The following is a 15,634-nucleotide window of genomic DNA, read 5'->3' as shown; positions in this document are numbered from 1 at the left end:
TGAGAGCTTAACAGAATACAAACTTCAGGAAGGTATGTTTAAATAATATTTTGAACATACCTTCTTTCAATTTAAAAGCATATGAAATTTCTAAAGAAGATCAAATTAGCATCGCTACTCACAGTAGCGGCAACAGTATCTGCAAATGCTCAGGGAACACAACCCGTGAATGCAGACCTCAACAAAAACGGGAAGACCGAACCATACGAAAATATCTCGCTACCGATAAGCCAGAGGGTGGAAGACCTGCTCTCGCGTTTATCGACAGAAGATAAAATAAACCTCGTATTGGGTACAGGGATGATCGGGTTCGAGCAGATAACGGGTTTTGAAGCCATAGATCCTCCTATGGAAGACAAGAGTTTTATGTTGCCGGGAGCTGCCGGATCAACATATCCACTGAAGAAATTCGGCCTGCCTGCGGTAATTATGACAGACGGCCCTGCAGGAGTCAGAATCATGCCAACCCGTAAGAATTCGGATAAAACATTCTATGCTACCGGATTTCCTACAGGTATCTCTTTGGCTTCAACATGGGATCAGGAGTTGACACAGCAGGTCGGAAAAGCCCTCGGAGACGAGGCTCTCGAATATGGCTCGGATATACAATTGGCTCCGGCTCTCAATATTATGCGAAACCCGCTTTGCGGACGCAACTACGAATACTTTTCGGAAGATCCTGTTGTTTCGGGTAAAATTGCAGCAGCTATAACCCTTGGCGTCCAGCACAAAGGAGTGGGTGTTTCTCTGAAACATTTCGCCGCAAATAACAGCGAAAGAAACCGTATGGGCTTGAATGTACATGTATCGGCACGGACATTAAGAGAAATTTACCTGAGAGGATTCGAAATAGCAGTGAAGGAATCGAACCCTAAAACAATTATGTCTTCTTATAACCTCATCAACGGTACATATACATCGGCCGACAGAGGATTGCTCACCGATATATTAAGAAATGAATGGGGATTCAAAGGGTTGGTGATGACCGACTGGTTTGGAGGATACAGCAGCGGAATCAATTTAGTGAGTGATGGTGCTATATCTCTGAAAGAAAATTATACAGCTCAGCAAATCCATGCAGGAAACGATCTGATAATGCCGGGGACACGCATGCAAATCGCCAATCTGAAAGCAGATATCAAGAATGGAAAACTTTCCGAAAAAGATCTGGATATTTGTGTAAGACGTGTATTGGAAATGATATTCAACTCACCTAAAATGCAAGGGTATCAATACTCCGACTCTCCGGATCTGAAAGCTCACGCATTACTTACAAGGCAAGTTGCAGCAGAAGGAATGGTACTACTGAAAAATGAGCAAAAAGCTTTGCCTCTAAATTCCGCACAAAAGAATCTCGCTATATTCGGCAGCATATCATATAAAATGATAGCCGGAGGTACGGGCAGCGGCGATGTGAACAAGGCTTATACTGTATCTTTGATCCAGGGTTTGGAAAATGCGGGATATTCTATCAATGGAAAGTTGGATAATATATACCGAAAGTTTGTAGAAAAAGAAGAATCTGACCTTAAAACAAAACTAAATAAAGACCCGTTTATGCTGATACCACTCATGCCTCAGCCTCAACTGAAAGAGTCTCTCATCCGTGAATCAGCCAACACTTGTGATGCAGCCATCATTACCATAGGACGCAGTTCGGGTGAAATGGAAGACCGCCCACTCGAAGGAGACTATTATCTGACTCAGGACGAACACAATCTCATAAACAATGTCTCGGAGGTTTTTCATCAAGCCGGAAAGAAAGTGATAGTAATAGTAAATACGGGAGGAATAATAGAAACAACGAGATGGAGCGATAAAGCAGATGCGGTTCTTTTCTCGTGGCTTCCCGGACAAGAAGGAGGTAATTCTATTGCAGATGTAATATCGGGCAAAGTAAACCCTTCGGGTAAACTGGCAATGACCATCCCTGTGAAATACGAAGACCTCTCTACTGCCCGAAATTTTCAGGGAACCCCTATCGACAAACCCACGGATATCACCTACAGCGAAGGCGTTTATGTTGGTTACAGATACTTCGATACATTTAACATAAAGCCCGCTTATGAATTCGGTTACGGATTGTCATATACTACTTTCAGTTTTTCTAATATCAAAATCAGTTCAGAGAATTTTAAAGAAGAATTATACATCACCGTAAATGTTAAGAATACAGGAAATACAGCAGGAAAAGAAGTAGCCCAGCTATATCTGTCTGCACCTAAAGGAGCCATTGATAAACCCGAAAAAGAGCTAAAAGCTTTTATCAAAACAAAACTGTTGCAGCCGGGAGAAACTCAAACCGTATATTTCAGATTATCGCCTAAAGACCTTGCATCTTTTAATGAACAGCAATGTGCATGGATTGCCGACGGGGGAACATACAAAGTTCTTATTGGCAATTCGTCGAGGGGCATTCAACAAACATCATCATTCACTCTGTCGGACGACAGGATTATCGAGAAGGTAAACAATGTCATTATTCCCGACATTAAGTTTACCCACTTACGACCTTAGCAGGTTGGTTTTTGAGAGATGGACGAGGATATGTGAAAAACACATATCCTTGTTTTTTTCTTATAAAAGAATACCTCCTTCAATTACCGATTCGCCTTATTCATAATATCTATTTCAAATAAATACCATCAATATGGTATTTTACAACAAATACAGACTACATAATTTTGTCGCAGAGCAAATCTTAAAAACAAAACGACATGGCTGCGATACAATCTCTTTTCCATAGTTTACGAAACACAAGCCTTCTGACTCCCGACAAGTCGGTTCTAAACTTTCTTGTAAACAGAGTTGCCGACCAGAACCAATCACTAAACCAAACGGATGGAAAGCAAAGCAGTAATATAAAGATCAGCAATCTGAATGTCAGCATAAAAGACAATCACATACTAAAAGATATAAATCTGGAGATTCCGAACAATAAGATTACCTGTATTATCGGTCCTTCGGGTTGCGGCAAATCTACTCTCCTGAAAACAGTAAACCGTTTGATAGATGATAACCGTGATGTGAAAATCAACGGACAAATAGAAGTTGACGGCGAAAATATATACGGCAAAAAGGTAGAAGTAACCCATATACGGAAGAAACTGGGATTGCTTTCGCAACGTCCTACTCCACTGCCTATGTCAATATATGACAACATCACATTCGGATGTAAAATACACGGAATACGGGGAAAGAAACGGCTGAATGAGGTTGTAAAGAATAACCTTATCGCCGCAGGATTATGGGAAGAAGTAAAAGATCGCTTACACTCTCCGGCATCCAGTTTATCAATAGGTCAGCAACAACGCCTATGTCTGGCTAGAGGGCTGGCTATTGAACCTCAATTTATACTCGGTGATGAATCAACTTCGGCACTCGATCCGATTTCGAGCCGGCATATCGAAGACCTGTTTCTTAAACTGAAAGAAAAATACGGGATCATTCTCGTTACTCATACACTCCGTCAGGCATTACGGATAGCCGATTATGTCGTATTTATATATCTTGGAGAGATTATTGAGACAGGCCCCGCAAAGGAACTCTTTAACAATCCGAAGCACGAACTTACCAAACAATACTTATCCGGAGTTTTCAGTTAATAACCAACTTAAGAATCTTTTATAAAAACAGCCACATGTATAAACTACCTGATACCTTAACAGAAGACATTTCCAATTTCGGGTCTTTAGCTAAGGAATTCGAACAAGGCATAATAGAGCCTCTCAAATTAAAAGTAACACGTGTACCGATGGGTATATACGAACAACGCAAAGATGGTGTATACATGGTGCGTGTACGTACAACAGGAGGTGTTATTCATCCGTTTCAATTTATTAACCTGATAGATATAGCCCGCAGGCACAACTCAAACTTATTACATATAACAACCCGGCAGGAAATACAGATCCAAAATCTGGAACTGAAAGAAGTCGAGAATATTCTGGAAGAGCTGAAAGAAATAGGTCTAAGTTCGAAAGGAGGAGGAGGAAATACGGTACGCAATATTCTGGTATCGGTTAACAGCGGCATTGATCCTGACGAAACATTCGATCTTACACCCCACGCTATGGCTATCACCAGTAAACTGATAGCCGAAAGCGACTCTTTTACTTTACCCCGAAAGCTTAAACTGGCATTTTCTTCGGATGAATCTCAACCTGACTATGCAGGAGTAAATGATCTGGGTTTCATTGCACGCATCAAAGACGGTAAACGAGGATATAAAGTATATCTCGGAGGTTCTGTAGCTTCAAAACCAACGATAGGATGGTTATTGTCGGATTTTATACCCGAAGAAAATCTATATGCTGTAGCTGAAGCAACCAAACAACTATTCTCACAGCATGGAAACAGGAAAAATAAACACAAGGCACGCCTGCGTTATATATTTTATAAAATAGGGGCGGAAGAGGTATTCAGGTTATTCAACCAATACTACGAAAAAGCAATAGCCGAAACCCCTAAATTTATACCTGAAACCACAGAACCTATTGCCGCTGTTCCATATCAATCGGTATCGGATAACACAAGTGAGGATTTTCGTAAGTGGAAAATCAGGTATGTAAATAAGCAGAAACAATTGGGATACAATACAATTACAATCCCGTTTATTCATGGAAATATCAATATAGATAATGAAGACAATACGGAGAATGTATTGAATCTATTGCAATTCGTTTCTCAGTTCGGCAAGGATACCATTCGCTTTTCTACATTGCAGAATGTACACCTGCGGAACATTCCCGATACGGCACTACCCGATCTTTATGATAAAATTAAAATATTGGATGTAAAAACTGACCGTCCTCTCGTTATTAATAATATAGTATCGTGTACCGGAGCGGACACCTGTCGTCTGGGTATCGGCTTATCGAAAGGACTGGCAACGGCAATCCGTAAAGCACTGGAAACAAATACGCTACTATTGGACGAAGTTTCGGATTTGCGTATTCAGATTTCAGGATGCCCGAATTCGTGCGGACAACAGGTATGGGCAGATCTGGGCTTTTCGGGTAAAGTTTTACGCACCGACCGCATTTATCCTGGATATCAAATATATGCAGGAGCCTCACGTAAAGGCAATTTACAACTCGCTGAGCCAATCGGCAGCATGAATGCCCGTGATATACCCCGCTTTGTTTTAAAATTACTGAGCAAATATATTGACCGCAAAAACAGTTATGCCGATTTCAAAAGCTATATAGAATCCGAAGGAAAAGAATACATACTTCAGCTAATCGAAGAATACAAGGATATTCCCTCTTTTGACGATGACAAGAACTATTACTTCGATTGGGGAGCTCAGGAAATATTCAGCGTGGCAAGCAGGGGAGTCGGCGAATGTTCAGCGGGACTGTTCGATATGATAGATCTCGACTTGAAATACATCAATCAGAACAAACAGTCTTTACTTAACGAAACGGATGTAAATAAGACAAACAGCCTGTTGTATGATATTATTTACTCAGCGTCGCGCATGCTGCTTATTACAAAGGGTGCAGAACCGAAGACTACAGACGAAACGTTCGACCTATTTATTTCTAATTTTATCAACAGCGGTTTAGTAGATAAGTCATTCGAAGAAATAGTTCTGACAGCTAAGAATCAGAAAGATTTTGATTTCTCATCAAAGAAAGAACTAATCTATAAGTTATCCGACAGAGTGATTGAACTGTACCAGAATATGGACGACTCGCTGCAATTCAAGGATGCTCCGGCACAAAAAGAACAGCAGCCTGTAAAAGCCGAAGAGAGTACAAGCTCTACAACCTCCAGATTTAAAGATTTAAGAGGAGTAGCCTGTCCGATGAATTTTGTGCAAACCAAAATACTGCTTTCGACCATGAAATCGGGCGAAATATTGGATATACTGCTCGATGACGGACAACCCATAGCTAATGTTCCGGGATCGGTAAAAAGCGAAGGACACGAAGTCCTGTCACAAAATTCGGCAGGCGACCATTGGAAAGTAACTATAAGGAAAAAATAAACAGATAAGCCATAATATAAAACAATGAGCACAATAAAAGTAAATGACGAAGTTCAGGATATAAACCTGCCTCTTACTTTGATCGAACTGATCGCTTTAAATAATGTTGCACAACCCGATATGGTCTCTATTCAGATCAACGGCGAATTTATAGCACGTGACCAGTTCGAATCCACATCCATCAACGAAGGAGATGAAATAGACTTCCTTTATTTTATGGGAGGAGGTCAATAATGGACTTTACTTCCGAACAGATAGAACGGTACAGCCGTCACATCCTTTTGCAAGACATAGGAGTGGAAGGTCAGGAAAAAATCAACCAAGGAAAAGTGCTGGTCATCGGAGCCGGAGGTTTAGGTGCACCCATACTCCTGTATCTGGCGGCTGCCGGTGTCGGCACTCTTGGTATTATAGACGGGGATGTAGTAGATCTCAGTAATCTTCAACGTCAGGTCATTCATTTTACACCCGATGTAGGAAAACCAAAGGTTATATCTGCTCAAGAAAAGATAGAGAAAATAAATCCGGATGTAAAAGTTATCACCTATCATCAGTTCTTTACGGCAGAAAATGCTTTCGATATTATAAAAGATTATGATTTCATAGTAGACGGAACAGACAGTTTTCCGGTTAAGTTTTTGATAAACGATGCTTGTGTTCTTGCCGGAAAACCTTTTTCACATGGGGGGATACTCCGTTTCGACGGACAAACATTAACTCATATTCCGGGACATGCCTGTTACAGATGTGCTTTTCACAGCCCTCCTCCGCCCAATGCAGTACCGACTTGTTCTCAGGCAGGAGTATTGGGTGCGATAGCCGGAATGCTGGGAACCATTCAGGCGGCCGAAGTACTCAAGTTTTTGACTGACACAGGAGACTTGCTTACCGACAGGCTATTATCATTCAATGCAAAGACTATGAACTTCAGGACAATAAAAGTAAAGAAGAATCATAAATGTCCTGTTTGCGGCGATACACCCTCCATAACAGAACTTGTAGAAGCAGAACAGGCAACTTGCGAACTTAAGAAGAGATAAGACAACAAACAGTTACTTAGACAAATGATAGAAATTCCACAACATATAATAGATGCTATAATCAAGCAGGCATACAATGAACTGCCCGATGAAGCCTGCGGACTCTTGACAGGAGAAGGCAATTCGGTCAGAAAGCAATATGCCCTTACAAATACAGATCATAGCCCGGAACACTTTTCATTCGATCCGAAAGAGCAGTTTGCTGTTCTGAAAGAAGCGAGAAAAGACAATCTGCAGATTATAGCAAATTATCACAGCCATCCGGCTACAGCGGCACGCCCTTCGGAGGAAGATATCCGTCTGGCATACGACCCCGATATTACTTACATTATTGTATCTCTGGCAGAGGCTGATCCTGTGATCAAGGCTTTCTCTATCAGAGAATGTATGGTACAACCGGTTGAGATCAAGATTATATAGGAGTATTATTCTTAATATTTTTGAACAGTCCACCCTGTTTTCCTATATGGAAAGCAGGGATTTTTTATATCCCTAATCAAACAACATCTATGAAAAAAGAAACGACACTATTACTTATTTATGCCCTGTCTGTATGGAGTTTCGGAGCATATGCGCAAACAATTAAAGTAGATGCGGAGATAAGATCGAGAGCCGAATACCGTCAGGGATTCAGGGAGCCTTTAGCTGATACATTGCGCTCGTCAACAGTTAACAATCTCCGGACAAAGCTCAACTTTGCCTATTCGGCAGAAAACATCAGAGCTAAAATATCCCTGCTCGATACCCGTACTTATGGAAGTACCTCCACTTCAAATACAGGAAACTCACTAGGTGTACTCGAAGCCTGGGGAGAATACAGATTCAATCCGCAATTCGCTTTTACTCTGGGCAGACAGTCTCTCGAATATGACGACAAGCGGATTTTCTCGGCAAACAACTGGAGCAATACCCCAGGTGCACATGATCTTTTACTTGCAAAATATACTTCGGGTAAACTCGAAGCTCACTTAGGAACAGCCTGGAACAATGCAGGAGACAGTACGCAATATCTATCAGCATACACGAAGACATACAAATCACTTGTATTCTTGTGGTTGACCCATCCCATCGGTAAAGTTACAGCATCAGCCATAGCCGTAAACGAATCCTTTGAGAAAGGGAACGACCCGACAATCCGTACTGTTTATAGAAATACGATAGGCACAAATATAGGTCTGAAAAACTCTCAAATTCCTTTCTCTTTTTTGTTCTCGGCATATTATCAATTCGGTCATGATAACACTCAGAAAGATCTCAATGCCTATTTACTTGCCTTGAAACTCGAACAACAGTTATCACAGATATGGACTGTACATGCCGGAGGAGATTGGTTTTCGGGATCAAATACTAAAACGACATCATCAAAAAGCCACACATTCAACAAACTATATGGAACCAATCATGCCTTCAACGGCTCAATAGAATATTGGGGAAATATACCCTCGCAAGGATTAACCGATTTATATGGTGGCATTTCCGCCCGTTTCTCTCCTAAATTCGACATTGATTTTACCTTTCATAAATTCTCGACAAGTAAAAGCATCAGTGAAAATGTAGGAAAGAACATCGGTTCGGAGATAGACATCACCGCTAATTACAATCTGTCAAAAGAATTCAGCCTGCAGGGAGGATGGTCGGGTTATTTTGTCACAAAGGGAACAAGGATCATCAAAAAGAAAACTGATATTGATACTAAATTTCCACAATGGGCATACATTATGATTGCTTTCAAACCTACTTTCTTTTCAAAATAACAGAATCGACCTTAAAATAGAATATATCTATGCGATATATACCTCATTTATGGTATTTACCTGCATAATATATCCGAATACCTTTGTTTCAATCTAAGTCACAAGCAATTGATAACATTCCTCAGGGGATGAATACATTACTATAAAATAACATTTTTTACAAACGTTCTCATTCTTTTCCTGAAATCGGGAAGAACTTAAAAACATAATACTGAGATCTTAATCACGACAATTATGAAAACAATTCACTTTATAGTATTGGCAGGAGCAGTGTTACTTCTTTCATGCTCCGGTAAAAGCAAGCAGGAACCGGCCTCGGCAGATGGTCTTAGCGGAGAAATACAGCTATCGGGAGCTTTTGCCCTATATCCTATGGCTGTAAAATGGGCGGATGAATTCAAAAAACTGCATCCGAATGTACGCATTGATGTTTCAGGAGGTGGTGCAGGAAAAGGTATGACCGATGCTTTGGCGGGAGTGGTAGATCTGGGAATGGTATCCCGTGAAATTTATCCTGAAGAGAAAGCCAAAGGAGCCTTCGCTATTGCTGTTGTCAAAGATGCTGTAGTACCTACTATAAATGCAAATAACCCCGAATCGGCAAATATCAAAAGAATAGGGCTAAAGAAAGAGGTGGCTCAAAGACTCTGGAACAATGAAATTACGACATGGGGAGGAATACTCGGAACCGACAGCAAAATACCTGTACATGTATTTACCCGCTCCGACGCATGCGGTGCAGCCGAAACTTTTGCGGCATGGCTGGGTAGAAAACAAGAAAACCTCAGAGCGACAGCCGTATTCGGTGATCCCGGTGTAGCATCTGCCGTACAGAAAGACAGAGTTGGCATAGGGTACAACAATATAGCATACGCATACGATCAGAAAACGAAAAAGCCTTTCGAAGGTTTATCAATTATTCCTCTCGACACAAACGGAAACGGACAGATAGATCCCGAAGAAGATTTTTACGGATCTACCGAAAGCCTTATCGCTGCCATCAATGACGGCAGATACCCTTCTCCTCCGGCCCGTGATTTATATCTCGTGGCAAAAAGTAAACCGACAAAACCGGAAGTGATTGAATTTTTAAAGTACATCCTTACCGAAGGACAGAAATATGCAGGAGAAACTGGTTATATCGGTCTATCTCAAGAGAAACTGAAAGCTGAAAACGAAAATTTAAAATAAAACAACTCAGGTCACTTACTTACATCTAAATGTCAACACTTTTACTGAAGAAACGAATATTAAAAAACAAGATAGCAAAGGGGACTATGTTCGGATTAACCATAGTCTCACTTCTTATTCTTATAACCATGGCTGTTGGTTTGTATCTGAAATCTTCCTCCATATTAGAAAACAATAGCATATGGGGATTAATATCGGGATCTGAATGGCAGCCTGTTTCTGGCAAATTCGGCTTTTATTCATTCATTATCAGCTCGCTGTATGTAACAATTCTGGCTGTTGCTATTGCCCTCCCTATATCATTGCTCACCGCTCTGTTTCTGACTGAAAACGCCCATCCCCTTATCAAAAAAATCATTTTTCCGGTACTCGATATTCTGGCGGGAATCCCCTCGGTGGTTTACGGATTGTGGGGGACACTTATTATAGTTCCGTGGATAGCCGATGTTATAGGCCCTCACTTTGTCGACTACACAAGCGGATATACCGTGTTAGCGGGAGGGATAGTGCTCAGTGTAATGATTATCCCGCTACTGGTCAGTTTATTTATAGAAATATTTGCAACCGTGCCCAAAGACTTCAAAGATGCATCGACATCTTTAGGAGCAACCCGCTGGCAGACATCACGCATGGTGGTTGTCCGTAAAGCTATGCCGGGCATTATAGCATCGGTAGTACTAGCCATATCCCGTGCATTTGGCGAGACACTGGCTGTACTGATGGTCTGTGGAAATATGCTGAACACTCCGTCTTCGGTTTTCGACAGCTGCTATCCTTTACCGGCTCTGATAGCCAATAACTATGGAGAGATGCTATCGGTCCCTACATACGAATCGGCTCTGATGTTTGCCGCTTTGATCATGTTTGTCATCATACTGATTTTTAATGCTGTATCACGAATAATACTACAACAGGTAGAGAAAAAATTCAAGCTATGAAATTTAAATTTATAGAAGAAAAGATATTTAATCTGCTGATGTTCATCGCAACGCTCATCGTTTTCGGCTTTTTTGCAAGTATTGTGTGGACTATAGCCAAAAACGGAATTCCGTCTATCACATGGGAAATGATTTCGGAGCTTCCCGGCGGAGGGTTTTATCTTGGTAAAGAAGGAGGTATACTCAATGCCATTACCGGATCAGCTCTGATCGTATCGGGGGCAACACTGCTGGGATTAGGTATCAGTATTCCTGTTGTATTCTATCTGAACATCTATCTACGGAAAGATTCTAAGCTGGCTTACCTCACCAGACTCTCCTTCGATGTATTATTCGGTATACCATCTATTGTTTATGGAGCTTTTGCTTTTACAATTATGATATTCTTCGGGCTGAAAACATCTTTGCTAGGAGGTATTATTGTGATCACATTGCTTATCATACCCATCTTTATACGGTCGATGGACGAAGTCGCCCGTTCCGTTTCGAAAGACCTCATTGACGCCAGTTACTCACTGGGAGCCACAAAACTCGAAACAGGCAAAGTAATATTAAGACAGATCGCTCCGGGGATTGTCACCGCCACGCTACTCTCTATCGGGCGGGCTATCGGTGATGCGGCAGGGGTTATGTTTACAGCCGGTTTTACCGACAATATACCGACATCACTAAACCAGCCGGCGGCAACTCTTCCTTTATCGGTATTTTTTCAACTGAGCAGCCCCATTCCTGAAGTCAGGGAAAGAGCATATGCAGCAGCATTGCTTTTAACCATTATAGTCCTGATATTGAGTATAGCAGGCAGGTTTGCCACCAACCGGTTTTCAAAGAATAAAATACAATGAGAGACAGTAAATACATTAAAGTAGGAGGACGAAAAAGTCCGTTATCCATACTTCAGATCAAAGAAGTACTTTCATACTTTCCGTCTGTCGTATACGAACTCATCACAATGGATTCTTACGGGGATAAAAATAAGCAGATATCACTGATGAACAAGATCGCTCCGGATTTTTTCACCCGTGAACTGGATACACTTTTGTTAAATGACGAAGCGGATATTATAATACATTCAGCCAAAGACCTGCCTTATCCACTGCCTCAAGGAATTAAATTACTGGCATTATTCGAGGCTTTTGACAAAACAGATTCTTTGGTGAGCCGAGGCAATCTGACTCTGGCTCAACTTCCTCCCAGATCGAAAGTCGGAACAAGTTCCCCAACCCGTAAAGCCGAACTTGGAAAAATACGCCCCGATGTAACTGTTATCAGCATCAGAGGCACTATCGAAGAACGAATACAACAGGTAGACGAGGGTAAGATAGATGCGTTAATAGTTGCCTCATGCGCTCTGAAACGACTTGGTTTAACCAACAGGACAGCCGAAGTATTACCATTCAGAACGCATCCGCTGCAAGGAAACTTAGCCGTGACAGCAAAATCAGGAAGAATCGATCTTCAAGAATTATTCGAATCTCATGATATAAGAAAAAAGTACGGACAGGTAACTCTGGTAGGCTTTGGTCCCGGGAATCCCGATTTATTGACAATAGCAGGCGACAAAGCTTTGTCTGATGCCGATGTGATTTTTCATGATGACCTTCTCGACCGTGATTTTCTGAATAAATATCCGGCTATAAAAATTTATGTCGGCAAACGGTTTGGCAATCATAGTTATAATCAGGATGAAATCAACGAATTAATATATGAAGCCGCAATCAGTGGAAAATCGGTAGTAAGACTCAAAGGAGGAGACCCTATGATTTTTGCTCACGGGCGGGAAGAGATAGATTTTCTTCAAAGCCGTTATGTAACCGTGCATGTTATACCGGGAATTTCCGCTGCAATAGCATTATCCGCTTACACACACATTCCTCTTACACATAGGGGCATTGCGTCTTCAGTTGCTTTTATCACAGGACATTCAATTGATAATCTGCAAGTTCCAGATGCCGACACTTTGGTTTATTATATGGGCGGAAATAATTATACGGCTATAACAACTGCCGCAATCAAAAAAGGCTTACCGGAGCACACTCCTGTGGCTTTGGTACACAATATTTCTCTTCCAGACCAGAAAATATTTTATTCGACTTTAGGAAGATTAGCCAAAGAACAGATAAAGTATCCGACACCTGTAGTTATTATGATAGGGAAAGTGGTTGCTTTCGAGAGCAATATACCAACCCCAAAAGTATTGATAACAGGCTCTTCGACAGACGAGTATACGCATCTCGGAGAAATCACACATACTCCGCTTATCAAAATTGAGAAGAATAAAGATAATGCCGCTCTGATCAGCTCTATCGAAAACATCAAAAATACAGACTGGATTATTTTTACCAGCCGATATGGTGTACAATATTTCTTCGAAACATTCAAAGAAATGCATAAGGATATACGCACGCTTAATCATGTCAAGATAGCGTCAGTCGGCAAAGTGACATCGTCGGTATTGGCAGGCTTTAGCATAACTACGGATTTTGAATCCACTACGGAATCAGCCGAAGGCATCATCCGCTTTTTTAAAGACCAATCGATCAGCAACAAAAATATCTTACTGCCCCGTTCCGATAAAGGGTTGAAATACTTATCAGACGAATTAACAGATCTGGGAAATCAGGTCTTTGATATACCCGTATATTATAATACACAAAATGAAAAAACAACCGTTCAGGATTTATCCGTTTATGATAAAATCGTCTTTTCATCACCATCAGGTGTCGATGCTTTTATGGATATATACAAAGAGATACCATCCGATATAGAAATAATAACAAAAGGAAAAACAACTGCATCAGCACTCAGTAAAAGTATAAAATGAAACGATTCAGACAATATAGAACCACCCCCGAAACCAGAGACCGGTATGCAGATGTACATATTCATGCCGAAGACCTTATATATCCGTATTTTATCGTTGAAGGAGATAATATTAAACACGAAATATCCTCAATGAAAGGAGTTTTCCATTTTTCAATTGATCTTCTTCTAACTGACATCGAAGACCTGTTATCTCTCGGTATCAATAAGATACTCTTGTTCGGAGTTATCGACGATAATAAAAAGGACGAAACGGGAAGCCCCGCATACACTCCCGATAATATAATCAGCAGAGCGGTAATAGCAATAAAAAATCATTATCCGCAAGTGGTTATATTCACGGATGTCTGTTTATGCGAATATACATCCCACGGACATTGCGGACTTCTTCACAATCACGATGTCGACAACGATTCTACCCTGCCCTTACTTGCCGAAATGGCTTATCAGCACGCTATAGCCGGAGCCGATTTTGTTGCGCCGTCTTCGATGATGGACGGGCAGGTGGAAGCAATAAAAAGACGATTGAGCGAAGAGAATTTAAACACTAAGATTCTCGCTTATTCTGCAAAATACGCATCGGCTTTTTACGGGCCGTTCAGAGACGCAGCAGGTTCTACTCCATCTTTCGGCGACCGTAAGTCATACCAAATGGATTTTCGCACATCAAATCAAGGATTGGAAGAAACGACTGCCGATATCGAGGAAGGAGCGGACTGGATAATGGTAAAACCTGCTATGGCCTACCTCGATATTGTACAAAGAGCATCTGTGCTGTTTCCCGATTATCCACTGGTTACATATCAGGTATCAGGTGAATATTCGATGCTGAAATCAGGAGCTGCTCAGGGTTTCTTTGATGAGGCACGGATATTCTTCGAAAGTCTTACTGCCATGAAACGGGCAGGAGCGAAATACATCATAACTTATTATGCTAAAGATTTTGTACGTCAACAACAAATCACTTCAATATGAAAAATAAACTTACACATCTGAAAGAACTCGAATCAGAATCAATATATGTACTTCGGGAAGTCGCTGCACAATTCGAAAAGCCTGTGTTGTTATTCTCGGGCGGAAAAGATTCTATCGTAATGGCTCATCTGGCTTACAAGGCTTTTTATCCGTCTGCGATACCTTTTCCGTTCTTACACATCGACACAGGACATAATTTTGAAGAAACAATCACTTTTCGTGATGATCTGGTTAAACGGTTAGGTGTAAAACTCATTGTTGGATCGGTACAAGCATCTATAGACTCGGGAAAAGCGGTGGAAGAACAAGGATACAATGCCAGCCGAAACAAATTGCAAACTGTGACGCTTCTGGATTCTCTCGAAAAATACAAATTCGATGCGGCTCTTGGAGGCGCACGACGAGACGAGGAAAAAGCCCGAGCCAAGGAACGTTTTTTCTCTCACCGTGACGAGTTCGGGCAATGGGATCCAAAAAATCAACGTCCCGAATTATGGAATATATTCAATGGGAAGAAACATTTGGGCGAACATTTCCGTGTTTTTCCCCTGAGTAACTGGACAGAAATGGATATATGGCAATACATTCTACAGGAAAACATCGAATTACCCAACCTATATTATACCCACGAACGGGATGTATTTGAACGGGACGGCGTATGGCTGGCTCATTATCCGTTTATGAAACTGAAGCCAGAAGAGAAGATAATCAAAAAAAGGATTCGCTGCCGCACAATCGGAGATATTACATGTACGGGCTTAACTGTTTCGGAAGCCAATTCTCTGGAAGATATTATCAATGAAATAGCCTCATCCCGTGTTACCGAAAGGGGAGGAAGAGCAGACGACAAACGTTCGGAAGCAGCTATGGAAGACCGTAAAAAAGCAGGCTATTTTTAAATCTCAGTTCTCACCAAAG

The 15,634-nt window shown here is 41.3% G+C and carries 13 protein-coding genes; all 13 read left to right on the top strand.

Going from position 1 to position 15,634, the window contains the following annotated elements; all coding sequences use genetic code 11:
- The first annotated feature begins 81 nt into the window (after positions 1-81).
- The 13 genes from K322_RS0107645 to cysD all read left to right on the top strand — a co-directional run bounded on the left by K322_RS0107645 (position 82) and on the right by cysD (position 15,615).
- Positions 82-2,517, top strand: a complete 2,436-nt coding sequence (locus K322_RS0107645; RefSeq protein ID WP_026626357.1) for a beta-glucosidase — start codon at positions 82-84, stop codon at positions 2,515-2,517.
- 200 nt (positions 2,518-2,717) lie between these two features.
- Complete coding sequence (locus K322_RS0107640; RefSeq protein WP_084158535.1) at positions 2,718-3,605, top strand: phosphate ABC transporter ATP-binding protein; 888 nt, start codon at positions 2,718-2,720, stop codon at positions 3,603-3,605.
- A gap of 35 nt (positions 3,606-3,640) precedes the next feature.
- Positions 3,641-5,995 carry a sulfurtransferase TusA family protein gene (locus K322_RS0107635; RefSeq protein ID WP_035331671.1) on the top strand — a complete coding sequence of 785 codons (2,355 nt, stop codon included), beginning with the start codon at positions 3,641-3,643 and terminating at the stop codon, positions 5,993-5,995.
- Between the two features lie 24 nt (positions 5,996-6,019).
- Positions 6,020-6,229 (top strand): sulfur carrier protein ThiS, encoded by a 210-nt coding sequence (thiS, locus tag K322_RS0107630; protein ID WP_026626354.1) that lies wholly within the window; start codon positions 6,020-6,022, stop codon positions 6,227-6,229.
- Positions 6,229-7,035 (top strand): HesA/MoeB/ThiF family protein, encoded by an 807-nt coding sequence (locus tag K322_RS0107625; RefSeq protein WP_026626353.1) that lies wholly within the window; start codon positions 6,229-6,231, stop codon positions 7,033-7,035. Before thiS ends, K322_RS0107625 begins: the two co-directional genes overlap by 1 nt.
- Positions 7,036-7,059: 24 nt before the next feature.
- Positions 7,060-7,455 (top strand): M67 family metallopeptidase, encoded by a 396-nt coding sequence (locus K322_RS0107620; protein ID WP_026626352.1) that lies wholly within the window; start codon positions 7,060-7,062, stop codon positions 7,453-7,455.
- An 89-nt stretch (positions 7,456-7,544) separates the two neighbouring features.
- The gene (locus tag K322_RS0107615) at positions 7,545-8,789 is read left to right on the top strand and encodes an alginate export family protein (protein ID WP_026626351.1); all 1,245 of its coding nucleotides are present in this window, start codon (positions 7,545-7,547) and stop codon (positions 8,787-8,789) included.
- 234 nt (positions 8,790-9,023) lie between these two features.
- Complete coding sequence (locus K322_RS0107610; protein ID WP_035331668.1) at positions 9,024-9,980, top strand: PstS family phosphate ABC transporter substrate-binding protein; 957 nt, start codon at positions 9,024-9,026, stop codon at positions 9,978-9,980.
- Positions 9,981-10,009: 29 nt separating this feature from the next.
- Entirely contained in the window at positions 10,010-10,918 is a 909-nt protein-coding gene (gene pstC / locus K322_RS0107605) for a phosphate ABC transporter permease subunit PstC (protein WP_026626349.1), read from the top strand.
- The gene (locus K322_RS0107600; protein WP_026626348.1) at positions 10,915-11,763 is read left to right on the top strand and encodes a PstA family ABC transporter permease; all 849 of its coding nucleotides are present in this window, start codon (positions 10,915-10,917) and stop codon (positions 11,761-11,763) included. The genes pstC and K322_RS0107600 overlap by 4 nt, the downstream gene beginning before the upstream one ends.
- Entirely contained in the window at positions 11,760-13,742 is a 1,983-nt protein-coding gene (gene cobA, locus K322_RS20585) for a uroporphyrinogen-III C-methyltransferase (protein WP_084158534.1), read from the top strand. Before K322_RS0107600 ends, cobA begins: the two co-directional genes overlap by 4 nt.
- Positions 13,739-14,716 carry a porphobilinogen synthase gene (gene hemB / locus K322_RS0107590; RefSeq protein ID WP_026626347.1) on the top strand — a complete coding sequence of 326 codons (978 nt, stop codon included), beginning with the start codon at positions 13,739-13,741 and terminating at the stop codon, positions 14,714-14,716. Before cobA ends, hemB begins: the two co-directional genes overlap by 4 nt.
- Entirely contained in the window at positions 14,713-15,615 is a 903-nt protein-coding gene (cysD, locus tag K322_RS0107585) for a sulfate adenylyltransferase subunit CysD (RefSeq protein ID WP_026626346.1), read from the top strand. Before hemB ends, cysD begins: the two co-directional genes overlap by 4 nt.
- Positions 15,616-15,634: the final 19 nt, after the last annotated feature.

The organism is Indolivaga capnocytophagoides DSM 22835 (assembly GCF_000426485.1).
GTDB lineage: Bacteria > Bacteroidota > Bacteroidia > Bacteroidales > Dysgonomonadaceae > Dysgonomonas_A > Dysgonomonas_A capnocytophagoides.
This window is presented reverse-complemented; position numbering and strand designations above follow the sequence as displayed.